The 19,072-nt window shown below is 42.8% G+C and carries 16 protein-coding genes; 12 read left to right on the plus strand and 4 right to left on the minus strand.

Features of this window, described 5'->3' with window-relative positions:
- From PG418_RS12660 to PG418_RS12680, 5 genes are all read left to right on the plus strand, one after another.
- Window positions 1-1,026, plus strand: a complete 1,026-nt coding sequence (locus PG418_RS12660) for an ABC transporter ATP-binding protein (protein WP_022220294.1) — start codon at window positions 1-3, stop codon at window positions 1,024-1,026.
- Window positions 1,027-1,028: 2 nt separating this feature from the next.
- Window positions 1,029-2,018, plus strand: a complete 990-nt coding sequence (locus PG418_RS12665; RefSeq protein WP_022220293.1) for an ABC transporter ATP-binding protein — start codon at window positions 1,029-1,031, stop codon at window positions 2,016-2,018.
- Between the two features lie 27 nt (window positions 2,019-2,045).
- Window positions 2,046-3,734 (plus strand): peptide ABC transporter substrate-binding protein, encoded by a 1,689-nt coding sequence (locus PG418_RS12670; RefSeq protein WP_008374467.1) that lies wholly within the window; start codon window positions 2,046-2,048, stop codon window positions 3,732-3,734.
- Between the two features lie 100 nt (window positions 3,735-3,834).
- On the plus strand, window positions 3,835-4,905 hold the full coding sequence (locus PG418_RS12675) for an amidohydrolase family protein (RefSeq protein WP_055246734.1): 1,071 nt from the start codon (window positions 3,835-3,837) through the stop codon (window positions 4,903-4,905).
- Complete coding sequence (locus PG418_RS12680) at window positions 4,905-6,062, plus strand: amidohydrolase family protein (RefSeq protein ID WP_008374474.1); 1,158 nt, start codon at window positions 4,905-4,907, stop codon at window positions 6,060-6,062. The genes PG418_RS12675 and PG418_RS12680 overlap by 1 nt, the downstream gene beginning before the upstream one ends.
- Window positions 6,063-6,154: 92 nt before the next feature.
- On the opposite strand, the gene PG418_RS12685 is transcribed toward PG418_RS12680, so the two are convergent.
- Window positions 6,155-8,791, minus strand: a complete 2,637-nt coding sequence (locus PG418_RS12685; protein WP_498837477.1) for a transglycosylase domain-containing protein — start codon at window positions 8,789-8,791, stop codon at window positions 6,155-6,157.
- A gap of 216 nt (window positions 8,792-9,007) precedes the next feature.
- Between PG418_RS12685 and PG418_RS12690 the strand changes: the two genes are divergently transcribed.
- Window positions 9,008-9,664 (plus strand): YigZ family protein, encoded by a 657-nt coding sequence (locus PG418_RS12690; RefSeq protein ID WP_008374480.1) that lies wholly within the window; start codon window positions 9,008-9,010, stop codon window positions 9,662-9,664.
- Window positions 9,665-9,778: 114 nt separating this feature from the next.
- Here PG418_RS12690 and hpf read toward each other — a convergent pair whose 3' ends face one another.
- From hpf to typA, 3 genes are all read right to left on the minus strand, one after another.
- On the minus strand, window positions 9,779-10,315 hold the full coding sequence (gene hpf / locus PG418_RS12695) for a ribosome hibernation-promoting factor, HPF/YfiA family (RefSeq protein ID WP_022220288.1): 537 nt from the start codon (window positions 10,313-10,315) through the stop codon (window positions 9,779-9,781).
- 208 nt (window positions 10,316-10,523) lie between these two features.
- Window positions 10,524-11,135 carry a transporter gene (locus PG418_RS12700; protein ID WP_008374483.1) on the minus strand — a complete coding sequence of 204 codons (612 nt, stop codon included), beginning with the start codon at window positions 11,133-11,135 and terminating at the stop codon, window positions 10,524-10,526.
- 78 nt (window positions 11,136-11,213) lie between these two features.
- Window positions 11,214-13,040, minus strand: coding sequence for a translational GTPase TypA (typA, locus tag PG418_RS12705; RefSeq protein WP_008374484.1), 1,827 nt, complete (start codon window positions 13,038-13,040; stop codon window positions 11,214-11,216).
- Between the two features lie 218 nt (window positions 13,041-13,258).
- On the opposite strand from typA, the gene PG418_RS12710 reads away from it, so the two are divergent.
- From PG418_RS12710 to hisA, 6 genes are all read left to right on the plus strand, one after another.
- Window positions 13,259-13,903 carry a single-stranded DNA-binding protein gene (locus PG418_RS12710; RefSeq protein ID WP_498837478.1) on the plus strand — a complete coding sequence of 215 codons (645 nt, stop codon included), beginning with the start codon at window positions 13,259-13,261 and terminating at the stop codon, window positions 13,901-13,903.
- Between the two features lie 56 nt (window positions 13,904-13,959).
- The gene (gene dapA, locus PG418_RS12715) at window positions 13,960-14,850 is read left to right on the plus strand and encodes a 4-hydroxy-tetrahydrodipicolinate synthase (protein WP_008374488.1); all 891 of its coding nucleotides are present in this window, start codon (window positions 13,960-13,962) and stop codon (window positions 14,848-14,850) included.
- A gap of 119 nt (window positions 14,851-14,969) precedes the next feature.
- Window positions 14,970-15,728, plus strand: a complete 759-nt coding sequence (dapB, locus tag PG418_RS12720; RefSeq protein WP_022220287.1) for a 4-hydroxy-tetrahydrodipicolinate reductase — start codon at window positions 14,970-14,972, stop codon at window positions 15,726-15,728.
- 34 nt (window positions 15,729-15,762) lie between these two features.
- A complete protein-coding gene (locus tag PG418_RS12725; RefSeq protein ID WP_173692251.1) occupies window positions 15,763-17,715 on the plus strand; it encodes a fructose-1,6-bisphosphatase in 1,953 nt (650 codons plus the stop codon).
- Between the two features lie 73 nt (window positions 17,716-17,788).
- Window positions 17,789-18,061 (plus strand): hypothetical protein, encoded by a 273-nt coding sequence (locus PG418_RS12730; RefSeq protein WP_498837479.1) that lies wholly within the window; start codon window positions 17,789-17,791, stop codon window positions 18,059-18,061.
- A 126-nt stretch (window positions 18,062-18,187) separates the two neighbouring features.
- A complete protein-coding gene (gene hisA, locus PG418_RS12735; protein WP_498837480.1) occupies window positions 18,188-18,961 on the plus strand; it encodes a phosphoribosylformimino-5-aminoimidazole carboxamide ribotide isomerase in 774 nt (257 codons plus the stop codon).
- Window positions 18,962-19,072 lie beyond the last annotated feature (111 nt).

Here is a 19,072-nt window from a genome sequence, read left to right on the forward strand (position 1 = left end):
ATGAAAGAAAAAATACTGGAAGTGAAAAACCTGGAGGTATCTTTCAAGACCTATGCCGGAATCTCACATGCAGTAAGAGGAATTGATTTTAATCTGCATAAAGGAGAAACTCTTGCGATTGTAGGAGAGTCTGGCTGTGGTAAGACAGTATCTTCAAAAGCAATCATGCGATTGCTTCCAGAATCGAACACAATAATAGGTGAAAACTCTGAAGTATTGTTCCACGGGGAAGATCTTCTGAAAAAGTCAGAAAATGAAATGGTTTCCATTCGAGGAAGCAAGATTTCAATGATTTTCCAGGATCCAATGACTTCACTGAATCCGACCATGAAGATCGGAGATCAGATTGCAGAAAGTATTCTGATCCATAGACAGATTTCTAAAGAAGAAGCATATAAAGAAGCTTTAGAAATGCTGCAGCTGGTTAAAATACCAAATGCAGAAAAACGAATGAAACAGTATCCGTTTGAATTTTCAGGCGGTATGAGACAGAGAGCGATGATCGCAATCGCACTTGCATGTAAACCGGAGATCCTGATTGCGGATGAGCCGACAACTGCTCTGGACGTAACCATTCAGGCACAGATTATGGAATTGATCGGAGAACTGCAAAAAGAACTGGATATGGCGATGATCCTCGTAACCCATGACTTAGGTGTTGTAGCGAGTGTTGCAGATAAGATTCAGGTGATGTATGCAGGAAAAATTGTAGAACGTGGTGATGTACGAGAGATTTTCTATCAGTCTACACATCCTTATACGAGAGCTCTTCTGGATTCCGTTCCGAAGATTCATTCTACAAACAAAGAAACATTATATTCCTTAAAAGGAACGCCGCCGGATCTTATCAATCCGCCGGTTGGATGTTCTTTTGCTCCGCGTTGTGAGTATGGAATGAATATCTGCAGAAAGAAATATCCGGAGCTTACAAAATTCAGTGATACACAGGAATGCAACTGCTGGCTTCATGATCCAAGAGCGGATGTGAGCAATCTTCCTGAGAATATGATAAGGAGGAGACAGTAACCATGGATAAAAAAGAAGTACTGATCGAAGTGAAAGACCTGAAGAAATATTTTCAGGTTGGAAGAAACCAGACACTGAAGGCAGTGGATGGGGTAAACTTTAAGATCTATAAAGGTGAGACTCTTGGAATCGTAGGAGAATCCGGCTGTGGTAAAACAACCTGTGGAAAGACAGTTATGGGGCTTTACAAGGCTACAGGCGGTGAAGTTCTTTTTGACGGAGTTGATATTAATAAACTGAATAAAAATGAAAAGAAAGAGTTTACAAAGAGAGCTCAGATTATTTTCCAGGATCCATATTCTTCACTGAATCCGAGAATGACAGTCGGTGACATCATCGGGGAAGGAATTGACATTCACAAGCTTTATACCGGAAAAGAACGCCAGGAAAAGATTTATGAATTACTGGAACTGGTCGGACTTAACCGAGAACATGCGCTTCGTTTCCCTCATGAATTCTCAGGCGGACAAAGACAGCGTATTGGAATCGCAAGAGCACTTGCTATCGAACCAGAATTCATCGTTTGCGATGAGCCGATTTCAGCTCTTGACGTTTCCATTCAGGCACAGGTTGTCAACCTGCTGATCGAACTTCAGCAGAAGAAAAACCTGACCTATCTCTTTATCGCACATGACCTGTCTATGGTAAAACATATTTCAGACCGTGTCGGTGTAATGTATCTGGGAAATATGGTTGAATTTGCAGAGAGTGATGAATTATATCAGAATCCACTTCATCCATATACAAAAGCGTTGATGGCAGCGATTCCGATCCCGGATCCGGACACAGAAGAACAGAAGAAGAGAATTCGACTCGAGGGAGAGATCCCAAGCCCGGTTAATCCAAAACCTGGATGCAGATTTGTGACGAGATGCAGATATGCAACAGAAAAATGTCATCAGGAGACACCGCAGCTTGAAGAACTCAAACCGGAACACTTTGTAGCTTGTCATAGAGCAAAAGAGTTGATGGAAGATCACCCGCAAGAGTAATCTTGCTGGATATAAAGGAGGAAGACTATGAAAAAAAGAAAAACATTAGCGATGGGACTCGCAGTAGCAATGGCAGTCAGCTGTCTTGCCGGATGTGGCGGAGATGACAAAAAAGCTAGTTCTGACGGAAAAACAGAACAGGTTCTGAATATCTCCAACAACAGTGTGGTTGTCGGACTGAACCCGCTGATCAACACAACTGGCCCGGATAACTCAGCATTTAACATGGTATTGGATCCACTCGTTAAAAGAGTAACTCAGGAAGGAAATACCTATAAAATCGTGCCTGCTGCAGCAGAGAGCTGGGATATCAGTGAAGATGGACTTACTTATACTTTCCACATGAACAAAGATGCGAAGTGGAGCGATGGAACGAAAGTAACTGCAAATGACTTTGAATTTACTTTCCAGAAGATGGCAACTCCATCCGTTGCAGCAACAAATGCATGGCTGTTTGATGGAATTATCGAGAACTTCTCAGAAGCTCTTTACGATCAGGGAAAGAAACCGGAAGAAATCGGTGTACATGCCATTGATGAAGATACACTGGAAATCAAAATTATCCACCCGGCATCTTACTTCCTGGAACTGGTTTCCTCATCAGCTTATCCGGTAAACAAAGCAATGTATGAAAAACTCGGAAGCGACTATGCAACATCAGAAACAAAGACTGTATTTAACGGACCTTTCAAGATTGAAAGCTGGAGTCAGAATACAGAGATGGTATTGGTAAGAAATGATCAGTACTGGGGAGCCGACGATGTGAAGCTTGACAAGATCAATAGCAAGATCATTCAGGAATCAGGTACTGCAGTTCAGTCTTATATCAACGGTGAACTGGATGTGATCGGTACAACGGATGCAAACTGGGGAAAGACTATCGAAGAACAGGGAGAATCTGAATCTTATCAGGTTCCGGATAGTGCACCGGAATTCTTCATGCTGAATGCAGCAAACGAATATCTGTGCAATGAAAAGATCAGACAGGCTTTATCAGTAGCTTATGACCGTCAGGAAATGATCGATACTCTTCGTAATGGAAAAGGTGTTCCGATTTATTCTATGATGCCAGATACCATTCAGGTTGGGGAAAAAACATACACAGAATTAGTTGGCGGAAAGAACCATTTCGTTCAGGAACTTCAGGATGAAATCAAAGATCCGAAAGCTTTACTTATTGAAGGGTTAAAAGAACTTGGTAAAGATCCAGACCCGTCAAAAGTGACAATCCGTTATGCAAGCCGTGGTACATCTGAAGTATCTAAAAAGATTGCTGAATGGATGAAACAGCAGTGGGAAAGCGTTCTTGGAATCAATATCGAAATCGATATGATGGAATGGAACATCATGTGGGATAAGATTGACGCCGGTGATTACGATATCGCAACAGGCGGCTGGGGACCATACTACAATGAACCAAGTGCTCTTCTTCAGTTATTCGATCCGGATAATGGATATTTCAACGCAGAAAAGACAGGATGGTCTGGAGAAGATCCTAAGAAATATCAGGAACTTCTGAATGAAGCAAAATTTGAAGTTGATGACCAGAAGAAGGCAGAGCTTTATCTGCAGGCAGAAGAACTGGTTGTTAAGTCAGGACTGATCGAACCTACTTATGTTGAAGAAGCACCTACATTTGTTAAGAAATATGTGAAGAACTACTTCGTTTCTACAGTTGGTCAGGTTGATTTCTCAAAGGTTTATATTGAAAAATAGCATGTCTTTTAGAGATATAAATTAAACAAAAATGTCATAGAGGTTGCAAAACCTCTATGGCACTTTAAGGTAAAAAATAAAAGTAAATGGAGAAATGATTATGTATGTAATTAAAAATGGAACCATTCATACCGGAACGGGTGAAGTGCTCGAAAACTATGATATCTTAATCGAGGGGAAAAAGATTAAGAAAATCGAAAAGAATATTTGCGAAGCGGATGCAGAAATTATCGATGCAACCGGAAAACAAGTTTTCCCTGGTTTCATCGATCCACATTCTTCTATCGGAGCTATGGGGATTCCGACTCGTTACAGAGATAATGCAGAAACTACAAATGTAATCAATCCGGATCTGAGCGTGAAGTATGCCATCGATCCAGATGAAGTGAATGCACAGGAATTCTACAAATCAGGAATTACATCTGTTGGATTTTCACCGGATCACAGCAATGTGATCGGAGGACAGATTACAGTGTGTAAGACAGCTCCGGATCATATGGCAAACCGTATTGTAAAAGAGCACGCAGCAATGAAGGGGAGCGTATGCTCAACCGTTAAGGATGTATATGGTGCAAGTAACCAGATGCCGAAAACAAGAATGGGAATTTTCCATTTGCTCAAAGAAGCAATCAGAAAAGATGACCTTTTGAAGAAATATCAGATGCCATTTGTCATCGCTGCAGAAACTGCAGGTGAGATTCAGTGTCTTATGGAGCTTCTGAAAGATGAAGATATCCAGCTTACAATCGTAGATGGATTTGAATTCGGCGATGCGATTGAAGAACTGAAAGAAAAGAAAGTTGGAATTATCTTTGGTAATTTCAGCAATCTGTCACAGATTTCCAAACATGAAATCGACCTTTCCAGATTAAAAGAACTGGTAGAAAACGGAAACCGCATCGCATTTACAAACACATGCAAAGGTGCTTCTGAAGGTAGAGAAGTATTCATCTGGAGTGCAATCGAAGTATATCGTGCAGGAATCGATGCCGAGGATGTAGTAAAAATGATGACGATCCAGCCAGCCGAGATGCTTGGTGTTGCAGATCAGATCGGAAGTATCGAAGTTGGAAAAGACGCGGACATCACAATTTACAGTGATCATCCTGTAAAATCTTATGCGGCACACGTACAGTTTTGTATGATAAATGGAAAGGTGGTATTATCGTAATGCAGACATTAATCAAAAATGGTATTTTGTATACAATGACAGAGGATAAGGGCATCTTTCAGGGGGATATTCTCGTCGAAGGAACAAAGATCAAAGAAGTAGCAGAACATATCAGTGAAGACTGCTTAGAGGATGGAGATAAGCTCATTGAGGCAGAAGGATATTATGTTCTTCCGGGACTTATCGATGCACATTCTCACATCGGATTATTTGATTTCAATGTGGATCCGGGTGTAGACGATGCCAATGAGATGACAAATCCGGTTACTCTTTCTGTTGATGCACGTTTTGGAACTAATCCAAAAGCAAGAGAATTTAAAGTAGCTTATGAGCACGGAATCACAACCATGCTTCTGACTCCGGGAAGCGGAAATGTATTTTGCGGACTTCCGTTTGCACTTAAAACTTATGGAAACAATGTGTTTGATATGACAATCAAATCTCCATGTGCTGTAAAGATTGCTCTTGGCGGTAATCCGAAAAATACATACGGAGATCAGAGAAGACTTCCGATGACAAGAATGGGAATCGCTAAGGTTCTGGATGATACCTTTGCAAAAGCAAAGAAATACATGGAAGACAAAGAACAGAATAAAGAAGTGGAGTATGATCCGGATATGGAAGCTCTTTGCCTGGCTTTAAAAGGAGAAATTCCATGTAAGATCCACTGTACACAGTATGATATGCTCACAGCAATCGAGATTGCGAAAAAATACAACGTACACTTCTCATTAGAACATGCATGGGGAGCAACCGATTATCTGGATGAAATCGTGGAAAGCGGATGCGATATATGCTACGGACCGATTGCAACTTACCGTAGTCCTGGAGAACGTAGAAAAATCGATGTGGAAGCTGTAAAAATGCTGGATGACAGAGGGGTGAATGTGGCGATGATCACTGATTCACCGATTCTGAGTGAAGAATCCCTGTATCATCATGTGGGAGAAGCAGTGCGTGAAGGACTTGCACAGGAGAGAGCAGTAAGAACGGTTACGATCAATGCTGCAAAGGTGCTGGGCGTAGAAGACCGTCTGGGAAGCCTGGAAGAAGGAAAAGATGCAGATATTATTGTAATGAAAGGAAAACTCGGACTTGATACCGATGCAATGGTATACTATACGATGATTGAAGGTAAGATCGTATATCAGAAATAGAAACCAGATTGATAGATAAAAAAGAGAGATCAGTGAATTTCAAATATTCACTGATCTCTTTTTATTTCATATTTTAATTGGATGATAGATTCTTACTGTCCATTGCCAGAATCTGAGCCGCCGGTATTGCCGGAATCAGTGCTGCCACCGGTATTACCGGAATCGCCACCGGTATTACCGGAATCGCCACCGGTATTACCAGAATTGCCACTATTATTACCGGAATCAGTGCCGCCGCCGGTATTGCCGGAATCACCGCCGGTACCACCGGTAGTATCTCCATTAGTGCCGGTAGAGTTACCGGAGGAGTTTCCACCTGTTGTACTATTAGAATCGGATTTGTCATTCGAATTTTTTGTACTGTTTGTGGTAGTTGACTTGCTTGCATGTCCGGAACATGTCTCGGTCGGGACAGTATCCGGATCAAACCATTCGGTCTGTGACGGACAGCCGGAACCGGCAAGTTTACCGGAAATTGTACATACGCTCTTCTGAACGAGAGAACTTGGCATCTCGAAGTCTTTGTAGGTAAGTCCCAAAGCTTCATCGATCCGGTTCATGATCTTAGCCCAGATCTTGAAATGATAGTTCCAGCTTCCTTCAGACATTTCCTGGTTACCATCGTAACCCATCCAGATACCACAGGTATAATACGGTGTAAATCCTTCGAACCAGAAGTCACGGTTGTCAGAGGTTGTACCGGATTTACCGGATGCAGGCATATTATTGAGCTGTGCATCGGTTGCAGTACCCTTTGTGACAACATCCTGCATGGCGTTGGTAAGAAGTGCTGCAGTTGTATCTTTGATCACAGTGTGGCTTTCCGAATTGGAGTTGTCGATCAGGACATTACCATCATGATCCAATACCTTTGTGTACAGGGATGGTTTGTTATATACACCGCCGTTTGCAATGGATGCATAGGCTGCTGTCAGTTCATAGTTGTAAACACCATGGGAAATACCACCAAGAGCAAGAGACTCTACAGCATCGTCTTCGGTAAGTGTGGAAAGACCAAATTTCTCGCAGTATTCAAAACCAAGATTGATACCAATCTTGTTCAATGTCTTTACCGCAATGATGTTCATGGACTGTTCAATCGCCTGACGGTATGTTACGGTACCTTTATAGTAATCGCCCCACCAGTTATGAACCTGATGATGTTCCAGGTCGTGCTGATAGTAGTATTCTTCATCAACTTCGGTGGTAGCAAGTGTAAGATCTGCGCTGTCCAATGCCGGAGCGTATACGGCAAGAATCTTGAATGTAGAACCTGCGTTACGGGTAGAACCCTTGTATGCGCGGTTCAGTCCACGGTTGGTTGTCTTTTGTCCACGGCCACCGACAAGAGCTTTGATCTGCCCTGTTTTCTGATCGATGATGGTCAGTGAAGTCTGCGGCTGTGGAGAGAGGTTGACGTACTCATCATAGGTCTCGCCATCCTGGAGAAGACTGTTACGGAATGCATCAATTCTTTCCTGTGCAGCTTCCTGTGATCCGAAGAGAAGTCCTTCATCATCACCGTACTGATCTGCCCCGAATTGTTTCAGGTGTCCGGCACTGTAGTTATCTACCGAGCCATCAGTATGATAGACTGTGAGGGCATAATCAACACCCCAGTCAATATTGGCCGGATAATTGTTGTCATCATTCAATTCTTCATCACAGATGTTCTGCATCGTAAGATTCTGAGTTGAATAAATGGTGAGACCACCGCTGTACAGTGCGTTCTCTGCCTGTGTCTGGGAATATCCAAGTCCGTCTTCTGAGGTGAGATCTTCGATCAGCTGCTCAGACAGGGCATCAACAAAATAAGAGTTGACGGTGTTGCTCTCTTCGATCCGTGTATTTACGTTCTGAATTCTGGAATATACGTCATCTGCCAGTGCTTCATCATGGGCAGCCTGGTCGATCCAGCCCTGATCGAGCATATTATCCAGAACTTTTTTGCGGCGGGTTGCGTTGTCTTCCGGATTGGTAATCGGATTGTATCTTCCCGGATTCTGTGTGATTGCAGCGATGGTTGCAGATTCGGAAAGGTTAAGTTCATTGACATCCTTATTAAAATATCTCTGTGCGGCTGACTGTACTCCCAGACAGTCCTGACCAAGGTTGATCGTGTTCAGGTAGCTTTCAAGGATTGAATCTTTATCAAGCTGCTTTTCAACCTGAATTGCGAGATACTGTTCCTGGATCTTACGTTCCAGCTTTTCTTCAAAAGTGCTTTCATTTACAAAGTCAGGGAAGACATTGTTCTTGATCAGCTGCTGGGTAATGGTACTGGCTCCTTCAGAGAAGTTGCCACCATGAGTGATACCAACAACAAAAGCACGGATAATACCTTGGATATCAACACCGTTATGTTTGTAAAAACGGGAGTCTTCGATTGCGACGAATGCATGTTGCAGATCCTCCGGGATCTGATCAATCGTCTTATATACACGGTTGGCACCTGCACCGGTGAATTCGGCTATTGTTGTCGTGCCGTCATCTGCAAGTGCGGTGGACGTATAACCTTGTGGTTTGATGCTGTCAGCTGTAATCTCAGGTGCATTATCAATCACATGCTTGATGATAAAGCCACCTCCGATCGCTGCGAGGATACAGCAGACAAAGATACATAATAGAAAACCTTTAAAAAGGCGAACGCCCAGTTTCTTTTTGTGCATATTCTTTTTCGATGTTATGCGTTTTTGTTTTTTAGAAGCTTTTCGCTTTCCATAATTCATGAATGCTTCCTCCTTCATATTGCAATATTATATCAAACTTGATAATTTAAATAAAGGAAAACTTGAAAACTTCAATGTTCCATTTTACAAAATTAAGAAAAATTTCGGAAATATAGGGAAATTGTAACATTTTTGTAATTTTCTTGCATCTGAAGAAATAGATTTGTATACTGGGAATAGTGAAAATATAAGGAAAATGAAGGGAAAAACGCAGACATGCAGGAAGAATACAAAACAGTATACCGGGGAGGAGAAGGGGAAATTGTTGAAAAGAAATCCCGTTTTATCGCAACGGTAAGACCGGTACACTCAGAAGAAGAAGTACTGGCATTTATAGAAGAAGTGAAGAAAAAATACTGGGACGCAAGACATAACTGTTTTGCTTATGTGATCGGTGTAACAAATCCAACTCTGAGATGTAGTGATGACGGGGAGCCTGCAGGTACAGCAGGAAAACCGATGCTGGATGTGCTTACAGGGGAAGGTCTTCACGATACGGCGGTTGTTGTGACCAGGTATTTTGGCGGGACGCTTCTGGGAACAGGTGGTCTGGTGCGGGCTTATCAGGGAGCAGTAAAGGAAGGTCTTCAGGCAAGTACTGTGATCACAAAGCGCCTGGGTTACCGGTATGAGATTGGAACGGATTATACCGGACTTGGGAAGATCCAGTATATCCTCGGACAACGGCAGATCAGTGTGCAGGATACACAGTATACGGATAAAGTGCTGATGAAAGTGATTCTGCCTTATGATCAGGAGCAATGTGTGGTTTCCGAGATTACAGAGGGAACAAATGGACAGGCTGTGATCGAAAAAGGAGACAGCTGCTATTTTGCGGAGGATGGAAAAGAAATCCTGGTTTTTGAGGAATAGAACAGGAAAAAGAACCCCTATACAGAACGGAGAATCCGTTCTGTATAGGGGTTTTAATGTCTTAGTATACAGGAGGAACTGCAGACAGCAGGTTCTCTGTATGAGCTTATTGGTTTACTGGAATTCCGGTTCGATCAGACCGTAGGTTCCATTCTTTCTCTTATATACGACATTGACTTCGTCTGTCTCAGCATTGCTGAATACGTAGAAGTTATGTCCGAGAAGTTCCATCTGAATGCAGGCATCCTCCGGGAACATTGGTTTGATGCCGAAACGTTTGGTACGGACGATCTCAATCTCGTCTGACTCTGCTGCCGAAGTATCGGATTCAATAAATTCCTGACGGAAATCATGTCCGCCCTGCTGTTTTGCAATCAGTTTGGTTTTATACTTTCTGAGCTGACGCTCGATAATTTCTTCTACGAGATCAATGGATACATACATATCGCTGCTTTCCTGCTCGGAACGGATAATGTTTCCTTTTACAGGGATCGTAACTTCGATTTTCTGACGTTCTTTTTCTACACTGAGTGTAACGATAATGTCAGTTTCAGGAGTAAAATACTTTTCCAGTTTTCCTAATTTCTGTTCTACAGCCTGTCTGAGACCAGGTGTGATGTCAATGTTTCTTCCGCTAATGATAAAATTCATACAGCTCAACTCCTTTTTTCTCATATTTCTCATAGTATGTACGGAGATAAGTGCATCTATAAGAGCTTGACCGGCAGGATGTATAGATAGTTTTTATATCCTTCCGGCTATAGCTACATTATACTCTATCATAGGGGAGAGATGCAATGGTAAATGCAAAAAAATTATTAAAATTCTGTAAAGAAAACTGAATTATCAGAAAATTCTGTCAATGTATGGAGCGGATTACTTCGATACGACTGATCTTGCCGTTATGCATTTTGGCAACGCGCAGACCAAAATTGTCGAAGAATGTACTTGCACCAACACCAATTTCTGTTTTTTCCTGTTCAAATCTTTTAGTGATCACGTCATATAAGGTTTGTTCATCTTCATACGGAATATGGACGTGCAGGATGCTGTTTACAATCCGTGCTTTTGTAGTAGCACGGAAAATGATTTTTTCAGATTCATCAAATTCAATAAAAAGGAACTTTCTGGTTGCAAATAAAAGTGCGATGGAGATCACACCGATCAGGCTGGATACCGGATTATTATGTGCCATGATCACCTGTCTGGCGATGGCAAATAACAGCACCTCAAACACAGTGGAAGGCTTGTGCTGATAAAGCATACGGATCAGCTCGACACCAATGATCAGATTGAAACAGGTTTCTACCAGGTCTTCGTAATTTGGATAAATATTCAGATCCGGAACATTTGGCATGGACAGGATCAGCTGGACAAGCAGAATGATGATTCCGGCAGCCAGAACGAATGAAATGATAAATTCCAGAAGTACGGTCAGCTTATGGAGTGCTGCGTTTAAGTATTTTTTCATAAAAAATCCCCCTTGTTCGTTGTATACAAAGATTGTAACGGATACAAGGGGGAAGTGTAAAGAAAAATCTATAGTTTTTTACTGGAAATTGCTTCTCTTACGGAGTTTAGGATCCAGAATCTTTTTACGGATACGCAGGCTCTTCGGTGTGACTTCCAGAAGTTCATCGGTATCGATGAAATCAAGTGCTTCTTCCAGACTGAGGATTCTCGGCGGAGTAAGCTTTAAGGCTTCATCAGCACTTGAAGAACGGGTATTGGTAAGGTGTTTGGTCTTACATACATTCAGTTCGATATCATCTGTCTTCGCATTCTGACCGATTACCATACCGGAGTAAACCTTTTCACCAGGTCCGATGAAGAGTGTTCCACGATCCTGTGCGTTGAACAGACCGTAAGCTACAGCTTCACCTGTCTCGAAGGCGATCAGGGATCCCTGGCTTCTGTACTGGATATCTCCTTTATACGGAGCGTAGCAGTCAAAGGCTGTGTTCATGATACCGTTACCTTTTGTATCGGTCAGGAATTCTCCACGATAACCGATCAGACCTCTTGACGGGATGGAGAATTCAAGACGGGTGTATCCGCCATTAGACATTCCCATGTTGCGGAGTTCGCCTTTTCTCTGGCTTAATTTATCAATAACTATACCTGTAAATTCATCCGGTACATCAATGTATACGGTTTCCATTGGCTCGAGCTGCTTGCCGTTTTCGTCTTTTTTGTAAAGAACTTCGGCTTTGCTGACTGCGAATTCATAACCTTCACGACGCATGTTTTCAACGAGGACGGAAAGATGAAGCTCTCCACGTCCGGATACCTTGAAGCTGTCTGTGTTGTCTGTCTCTTCAACACGAAGGCTGACGTCTGTATTCAGTTCACGGAACAGACGGTCACGGAGGTGACGGGAAGTGACGAATTTACCCTCCTGTCCTGCAAACGGACTGTCGTTGACAACGAACTGCATTGCGATCGTAGGCTCGGAAATCTTCTGGAATTCGATCGGAACCGGATTGTCCGGCGAACAGATCGTATCACCGATGGAAATATCTGCAATACCGGAGATTGCAACGATAGAACCGATGCCTGCTTCTTTTACTTCTACTTTATTCAGACCGTCAAATTCATATAATTTGCTGATCTTTACTTTTTTCTGTTTGTCCGGATCATGATGGTTTACAACAACTACATCCTGGTTGACAGAAATCGTTCCGTTATCGACTTTTCCAACACCGATACGGCCAACGTATTCATTGTAATCGATGGTGCTGATCAGCATCTGTGTACCTGCATCAGGATCTCCTTCCGGAGCCGGGATGTAATCCAGGATGGTCTCAAACAGAGGAACCATGTCTTTCGGTTCATCGTCGATATTGTAAGTTGCATATCCGTCTCTTGCAGAAGCAAAAAGGAACGGGCAGTCAAGCTGTTCGTCGGATGCGCCAAGATCGATGAGAAGTTCAAGAACTTCATCGATAACTTCATCCGGACGTGCTTCCGGACGGTCGATCTTGTTGATACATACGATAACCGGGAGCTTCAGTGCAAGAGCTTTTTTCAAAACGAATTTGGTCTGTGGCATGGCACCTTCAAAAGCGTCAACCAGAAGAACCACTCCATTGACCATCTTAAGGACACGTTCTACTTCTCCGCCGAAATCGGCATGTCCAGGAGTGTCAATGATATTGATCTTTGTATTTTTATAAACAACTGCAGTGTTTTTGGAAAGAATGGTAATTCCACGTTCACGTTCGATATCGTTGGAATCCATTACTCGTTCGGCTACTTCCTGATTTTCACGGAAAACACCGCTCTGTTTTAAAAGTTCATCTACTAATGTTGTTTTACCATGATCAACATGGGCGATGATAGCAATATTTCTAATGTCTTCACGTTTTGTCTTCATATTCTCAAAACCCTTCTTATTACCTATTTAAAGTTACAACCCGTATAGTTTATCACATTTTGAAAAATTTACAAGTAGAAAGAAAAAAATTTGACTTTCTGCAAAAAAAGAGGTTACTTTTTGTTCTAAAAACTGGAAAAGCTTCATAGATTAGATAGTGATCAAGAGTAAGAACGCGGTAAAATACGCCTGCGAAGAGGAAGGAGATTTACATTATTATGTCAGATAAGATTATTGAAAATAACCAGGTAACGATCATGGGAAAGGTAGCAACTGAATTTTCATTCAGCCATGAGGTCTTTGGAGAAGGCTTTTATATGGTAGAGGTAGAAGTGAAAAGACTGAGCAATTCAGAAGACCGTATTCCGCTGATGATCTCAGAGAGGCTGATCGACGTGACACAGGATTATACCGGAGAGTATATTATGGTGCACGGACAGTTCCGCTCTTACAATCGGCATGAAGAGCAGAAAAACCGTCTGGTATTATCCGTATTTGTACGGGAGATTTCCTTTATGGAAGAAGAACCTGACGGGACAAAGACCAACAGTATCTGGCTGGATGGCTATATCTGCAAGGAACCGATCTACCGGAAGACACCGCTTGGAAGGGAGATTGCAGATCTTTTGCTTGCGGTTAACCGCCCATATGGAAAATCGGATTACATTCCATGTATCTGCTGGGGGAGAAATGCAAGATATGCCTCCGGCTTTGAAGTGGGAGAGCATGTACAGCTTCTGGGAAGGATCCAGAGCAGGGAATATGTAAAACGGATTTCAGATATCGAGACAGAAAAGAGGGTTGCTTATGAAGTTTCGGTCAGTAAACTGGAAAAGACTCTGATTGACAGTGCCTGCATTTAATGCTAAACTTGATTTGATCGTTTAGTATCATAAAGCAACATGTCAGGAGGAATATTATGGCTATATTTACAGGATCAGGAGTGGCACTTGTAACGCCGTTTCATGAGGACGAGAGTATAAATTATGACAAACTGGATGAAATGCTGGACTACCATTGTACACATGGGACCGACAGTATTATCATCTGCGGAACAACAGGTGAATCCTCTACTTTATCAGAAGAAGAGCACATGGAATGCATCAAATTTGCGATCGAGCGTGTCAAGGGAAGAATCCCGGTGATCGCAGGTACCGGTTCCAACAGTACCTACACAACGATCCAGATGTCAAAAGAGGCAGTAGAAGACGGTGCAGACGGACTGCTGCTTGTAACACCATATTATAACAAATGTACACAGGACGGACTGATCGCACATTATACCGCTGTTGCAAAAGAAGCAAAAGCACCAATTATCCTTTACAGTGTGGCGAGCCGTACCGGTGTGAATATTGCTCCGGAGACAGTTGCAGCTTTACATAAAAATATAGAGAATATTGTTGCGGTAAAAGAAGCATCAGGCAATATTTCCCAGATTTCAAAGATCATGCAGCTGACAGATGGCAAGATCGATCTGTATTCAGGCAATGATGACCAGATCGTACCGCTCCTTTCTGTTGGAGGAAAGGGTGTCATCTCAGTTCTTGCGAACGTGGCTCCGCAGTATACACATGACATCTGTGCAAAGTTCTTTGAAGGAGATGTCAAGGGAAGCTGTAAGATGCAGCTGGATGCGATTCCGCTGATCGAGAAGTTATTCTGTGAAGTGAATCCGATTCCGGTTAAAAAGGCTTTAAATCTGATGGGATGGCAGGCAGGTCCTTTGCGTATGCCTTTGACAGAGATGACAGAAGCACATACAGCACAGCTTGCAAAAGAACTGGAAGCATTTGGAATTAAACTGGCATAATAAAGGGTCAGATTATAGAGAAAAGGGACTGACTGGAGTATCCATCAGTTCCTTTTGTGCTATACAGGAATTTGTGAAAAGATACACAAGAAAATGGAGATAACAAGGAGGAATACAAAATGGTTAAGGCAATTATGCATGGATGTAACGGAAAAATGGGACAGGTGATCTCGGGACTTGTAAAGGAGGATGATGTGATCGAGATCGTGGCAGGTATTGATAAATTCACCGGAATCGAGAATCCGTACCCGGTATTTACAAGCCTTGCAGAGTGTGATGTGCAGGCAGATGTTGTGATTGATTTCTCAAACGCAGCAGCAGTTGATGAGCTCCTGGATGTATGTGTGGAGAAAACTCTTCCGGTTGTTCTTTGCACAACAGGACTTTCTGAGGAACAGCTTGCAAAGGTGAAAGAAGCAGGAGAAAAAGTTGCGGTTCTCCGTTCTGCAAACATGTCACTGGGAGTCAATCTTCTGATGAAGCTTTTAAAGGATGCAGCAAAGGTTCTTGCTCCGGCAGGCTTTGATATTGAAATTGTAGAAAAACATCATAATCAGAAAGTTGATGCTCCAAGTGGAACAGCGATCGCACTTGCAGATTCGATTAATGAAGCGATGGCTGACCAGTATGTATACAATTATGACCGCAGCCATGAACGAAAAAAACGTGAGAAAAACGAAATCGGGATCGTTGCAGTACGTGGAGGTACGATCGTTGGACAGCATGACGTCATCTTTGCGGGGGCAGATGAAGTGATCGAATTCCACCACACTGCATATTCAAAAGCAATTTTTGGAAAAGGTGCAGTTGAAGCTGCCAAATTCCTGGCTGGAAAACCGGCAGGAATGTACGATATGAGTGATGTGATCGGACTGTAAGCAGAAAAAGCTTTTATACAAGAGGGAGGAAGTTATGAAAGCATTAGAGGAGAAATATCTGGAAGGGCTGTCGGAATTATTTCCATCAATCGCAGCTGCGTCCACAGAAATTATTAACTTACAGGCAATCGTGAATCTTCCAAAAGGAACGGAACATTTTCTGACGGATATTCACGGAGAATATGAAGCGTTTGCACATGTGCTGAAGAACGGATCGGGTTCGGTAAAGCGCAAGGTCGATGATGTATTTGCAAACACAATGAGCAGCCGGGACAAGCAGACACTGGCAACCTTGATCTACTATCCACGGGAGAAGATGGAGCGGATCCGGGAAGAAGAACAGAATATGGATGACTGGTACAAGATCATGCTGTACCGTCTGATCGAGGTAGCAAAACGTTCGGCGAGCAAATATACCAGATCGAAGGTCAGAAAAGCACTCCCGAAGGATTTTGCATATGTGATCGAGGAACTGATCACAGAAAAGTCAGGAATGACAGATAAGGAATCATATTATAATTCGATCATCAGTACAATTATCCAGATCGGAAGAGCGGAGGAATTTATTGTAGCCTTGTGTGAACTGATCCAGCGTCTGGTTGTGGATCACCTGCATATTGTCGGTGATATTTACGACAGAGGTCCGGGACCGCATCTGATCATGGACAAGCTGATGGAGTATCATTCGGTGGACATCCAGTGGGGGAATCATGATATCCTGTGGATGGGAGCGGCAGCGGGGCAGAAATGCTGTATTGCGAATGTAATCCGTATCTGTGCCCGCTATGGGAATCTGGATATTCTGGAGGATGGATATGGGATCAATCTGCTTCCACTTGCAACTTTCGCGTGGAAACAGTATGCAAAAGATCCCTGTGAATGCTTTTTATTAAAAGGGCAGGACAACTGCAAACCACAGGAGATGGAACTGAATATGAAAATGCACAAGGCAATTTCTGTTATCCAGTTCAAAGTAGAAGGACAGGCAGCAGAGCTTTATCCGGAATTTGGTTTCCAGAGAAGAAACTTTCTGGATAAGATCAACTACGAGGAAGGGACTATAACGATAGGAGGAAAAATCTATCAGCTTCTGGATGATTATTTTCCGACAATAGATCCGAAGAATCCATATCAGCTTTCAGCTGAAGAAGAAGAGATCATGAACCGCCTGGTAAAAGCGTTCCAGAGCTGTGAAAAATTGCAGAGGCATATGCGTTTCCTTTTGAACAAAGGAAGTCTTTACAAGATTTACAATTCCAATCTGCTGTATCACGGCTGTGTTCCACTGAATGATGACGGATCACTCAGAAAGGTAAAGATATACGGTAAAAGCTATCAGGGAAGGACACTTTATGATGTGATGGAGTCCTATGTGAGAAAAGGATTTTTTGCGGTAGATCCGGATGAAAAGAAAAAAGGGCGTGACCTGATGTGGTATATCTGGCAGGGTGCGAATTCTCCTCTTTTCGGCAAAGATAAAATGGCGACCTTTGAGCGTTATTTCCTTGCAGAAAAGGAGCTGTGGAAAGAGAAAAAGAATGCGTATTATCTTCTTCTTGAAGATGAAAATGTGATGAACGGAATTCTGGATGAATTTGGCCTGGACAGAGAAATTTCCCATATCATCAACGGACATGTTCCGGTGAAAACGAAAAATGGAGAGAATCCGGTCAAATGTGGTGGAAAAGTGCTTGTTATTGATGGCGGATTTTCAAAAGCGTACCAGAAAGAAACCGGAATTGCAGGATACACGCTGATCTATAATTCCTATGGACTGATCCTTGCGGCGCATGATCCGTTTGAATCGACGGAGGCAGCTATTGAAAAAGAAAGAGATATCCATTCGGACAGTGTGATCGTAAAACGGACACTCGAACGCAAGACGGTAGGAGATACTGATGTTGGAAAAGTACTGAAGGAACGGATCGCGGATCTGGAGGCATTGCTGGATGCTTACAGAAGTGGTCAGATCATCGAAAAAATTTAAAAATAAGTATAAAAATCCTTTTTCTGCGGATAGTAATAGTACAAGTATTTTACAGAAAAAGGAGAATTACAACATGCAATATCTAAGAAGAATGGTTCTGGTTTTTACCTGTGTGATGCTGATGGGAGGAATTACGGCGTGTGGAAATGGTGATAACGCTGCAAATCCGGATACGAATACCGGTGGGACGAATCAGAATGGAACGGTAAATGATGTCACAAACGATATCGGAGATGGTATTGAGGATGCAGTAGATGATGTGGAAGACGGAGTCGATGATATGACCAGAAACAGGACAGAGGACCGGAATGTAAATGATAATCATACAATAGATGGTCAGGAATAGGGAAAAGGCAAGACTTTGCGGAAAAGTCTTGCCTTTTTTACAGACAAAAGGTAGTAAAATGTCCGTGGGTGTGATACAATATGACGGTATGTAAAGACGAGATCAACAGAAAAAGCGGAGGACTTCATGAAATTTCGACCATGTATAGATATTCATAACGGTGCAGTCAAGCAGATTGTGGGTGGCAGCCTGAAAGATGCGGGAAATGCAGCGGTAGAAAATTACATATCCAGACAGGATGCAGATTATTATGCGACAAGGTATAAGAAAGATGGACTTACCGGAGGACACATTATTTTGCTGAATCCGCCGGCATCGGAATACTATGATGCGACAAAGGCACAGGCACTGAAAGCACTACATGCCTATCCGGGCGGAATGCAGATCGGCGGAGGAATTACTGCAGAAAATGCTGCAGAGTATCTGGAGGAAGGGGCAAGTCATGTGATCGTTACATCCTATGTATTTCAGGATGGACAGGTGCGGTATGACCGGCTGGACCGGCTGAAAAAGGCAGTAGGGAAAGAGCATCTGGTACTGGATCTCAGCTGCCGGAGGCGCGAGAACAGTTATTATATTGTAACCAACAGATGGCAGACATTTACTGAGCTCAGACTGATACCGGAGGTTCTGGAAGAGCTGTCCGGATGGTGTGATGAATTTCTGGTTCACGGGGTTGATGTAGAAGGAAAAGCATCTGGTACAGAGGAGGATCTGGTCGGGATGCTTGCGGCGTGGAACGGACTTCCGATCACCTATGCCGGTGGAATTGGAAGCATGGAGGATCTGCGGGAGTTTGCACGGATCAGCGGGGAAAAGCTGGACTATACGATCGGCAGTGCACTGGATCTTTTTGGCGGTAAGATTCCGTATGCCAAGCTGACAGAACCGGTGAAATAAACTGATTGAAGAATAAAAGAAATGGTGCTACAATGGATACTGTCTATCTATAGCGGAAAAAAGCAAAACACTTCAGACAGAAGTGATAAGCAAGGAATATAAGGAGCTTAA

Origin of the sequence: Bariatricus sp. TF06-38A (genome assembly GCF_027690675.1) — a bacterium.
Taxonomy (GTDB): Bacteria; Bacillota; Clostridia; order Lachnospirales; family Lachnospiraceae; genus Allocoprococcus; species Allocoprococcus comes.

What these genes read in the sequence shown, in the direction of transcription:
- PG418_RS12685 (WP_498837477.1), bottom strand. Translation starts at nt 8,791, where the DNA reads ATGAATTATGGAAAGCGAAAAGCTTCTAAAAAACAAAAACGCATAACA.
- typA (WP_008374484.1), bottom strand. Translation starts at nt 13,040, where the DNA reads ATGAAGACAAAACGTGAAGACATTAGAAATATTGCTATCATCGCCCAT.
- PG418_RS12725 (WP_173692251.1), top strand. Translation starts at nt 15,763, where the DNA reads ATGAAAGCATTAGAGGAGAAATATCTGGAAGGGCTGTCGGAATTATTT.
- dapA (WP_008374488.1), top strand. Translation starts at nt 13,960, where the DNA reads ATGGCTATATTTACAGGATCAGGAGTGGCACTTGTAACGCCGTTTCAT.
- PG418_RS12690 (WP_008374480.1), top strand. Translation starts at nt 9,008, where the DNA reads ATGCAGGAAGAATACAAAACAGTATACCGGGGAGGAGAAGGGGAAATT.
- hisA (WP_498837480.1), top strand. Translation starts at nt 18,188, where the DNA reads ATGAAATTTCGACCATGTATAGATATTCATAACGGTGCAGTCAAGCAG.
- PG418_RS12665 (WP_022220293.1), top strand. Translation starts at nt 1,029, where the DNA reads ATGGATAAAAAAGAAGTACTGATCGAAGTGAAAGACCTGAAGAAATAT.
- PG418_RS12710 (WP_498837478.1), top strand. Translation starts at nt 13,259, where the DNA reads ATGTCAGATAAGATTATTGAAAATAACCAGGTAACGATCATGGGAAAG.
- PG418_RS12670 (WP_008374467.1), top strand. Translation starts at nt 2,046, where the DNA reads ATGAAAAAAAGAAAAACATTAGCGATGGGACTCGCAGTAGCAATGGCA.
- PG418_RS12680 (WP_008374474.1), top strand. Translation starts at nt 4,905, where the DNA reads ATGCAGACATTAATCAAAAATGGTATTTTGTATACAATGACAGAGGAT.
- PG418_RS12660 (WP_022220294.1), top strand. Translation starts at nt 1, where the DNA reads ATGAAAGAAAAAATACTGGAAGTGAAAAACCTGGAGGTATCTTTCAAG.
- PG418_RS12675 (WP_055246734.1), top strand. Translation starts at nt 3,835, where the DNA reads ATGTATGTAATTAAAAATGGAACCATTCATACCGGAACGGGTGAAGTG.
- hpf (WP_022220288.1), bottom strand. Translation starts at nt 10,315, where the DNA reads ATGAATTTTATCATTAGCGGAAGAAACATTGACATCACACCTGGTCTC.
- PG418_RS12730 (WP_498837479.1), top strand. Translation starts at nt 17,789, where the DNA reads ATGCAATATCTAAGAAGAATGGTTCTGGTTTTTACCTGTGTGATGCTG.
- dapB (WP_022220287.1), top strand. Translation starts at nt 14,970, where the DNA reads ATGGTTAAGGCAATTATGCATGGATGTAACGGAAAAATGGGACAGGTG.
- PG418_RS12700 (WP_008374483.1), bottom strand. Translation starts at nt 11,135, where the DNA reads ATGAAAAAATACTTAAACGCAGCACTCCATAAGCTGACCGTACTTCTG.